General features: G+C 39.6%; 1 protein-coding gene. It reads left to right on the forward strand.

What is annotated here, in order from left to right; genetic code table 11:
- Nucleotides 1-29: 29 nt before the first annotated feature.
- Entirely contained in the window at nucleotides 30-1,220 is a 1,191-nt protein-coding gene (locus CLV38_RS13590; RefSeq protein WP_106196529.1) for an IS256 family transposase, read from the forward strand.
- Nucleotides 1,221-1,271 lie beyond the last annotated feature (51 nt).

Here is a 1,271-nt window from a genome sequence, read left to right on the forward strand (position 1 = left end):
ACTACATTCACAGAAAAGAGGACTTCCCTATGAACAATTTTACTACAGATATCTTACAGACTCTAGCCACAAAAGGTGACTTAAACGAATTATTTCGTTCTCATTTAGAATTAGCCGTTAATACTCTTTTGAAGACCGAGCTCACAGCCTTTTTAGATTATGAGAAATATGATCGAATCGGTTTCCATTCAGGTAACTCCCGCAACGGAACATATGACCGTACGGTCAAGACTGAATACGGAGAGCTTCAATTACAGATCCCTCGTGATCGCAATGGAGAGTTTAAACAACAAACGATTCCTCCGTACAAGCGAACGAATGGCACCTTGGAAGAGACAATCATTCATCTCTTTCGAAAAGGAATAACTATGTCCGAAATTGCTGATTTAATTGAAAAAATGTATGGCCACCATTATACTCCTCAGACTATGTCTAACATGACAAAAGTTTTTTCTGAAGAAGTAGAGGCTTTTAAAAAACGCCAATTGAACAGCCGTTATGCTGCCATTTATCTAGACGCCACTTACATTCCTTTAAAACGACAAACGGTTGAAAAGGAAGCTATCCACATTGCGGTAGGCATTCGACCAGACGGCGCTAAAGAAGTCCTAGGATACGCAATTGCTCCTAATGAATCTACCGTCACCTGGAATGAGATACTAATTGACTTGTCAGATCGAGGGGTGGAAGATGTTCTTCTGTTCGTGACCGACGGTCTCAAAGGCATGAAGGATACGATTCACCATGTTTTCCCTCGGGCAGCCTACCAACACTGTTGTGTTCATGTTTCTCGTAATATTGCCAGTAAAGTACGCGTAGCTGACCGCAAAGAAATATGCGAAGACTTCAAAGCTGTCTACCAAGCTGATTCACGTGAAAAAGGCAGTGAAGCTCTCCTGGATTTTTCAGAAAAATGGCGTACTAGTTACTCTAGATTAGTCAAATCGCTTATAGAAAATAAACATTTATTGACGTTTTACGATTTTCCCATATCGATCCGAAGGAGCATATATTCCACTAATTTGATTGAGTCATTCAATAAACAAATCAAAAAGTATAGTCGACGTAAAGAACAATTTCAGAATGAGGAATCAATGGATCGTTTTTTGGTATCCAGCTTTGATATGTACAACCAAAAGTTTTTAACACGGATCCACCGCGGATTTCAACAAGCTGAATCGGAACTAGCGAAATTGTTTGAGAGATCAGCCCGGAGTTAAATAAAGTTTACAGAAGGTAGTCTTCATTTACACAAAATTATTGACACTCCC

It is taken from the genome of Alkalibacterium olivapovliticus, from assembly GCF_003003275.1.
In the GTDB taxonomy this organism is placed as follows: domain Bacteria; phylum Bacillota; class Bacilli; order Lactobacillales; family Carnobacteriaceae_A; genus Alkalibacterium; species Alkalibacterium olivapovliticum.

What these genes read in the sequence shown, in the direction of transcription:
- CLV38_RS13590 (WP_106196529.1), top strand. Translation starts at nt 30, where the DNA reads ATGAACAATTTTACTACAGATATCTTACAGACTCTAGCCACAAAAGGT.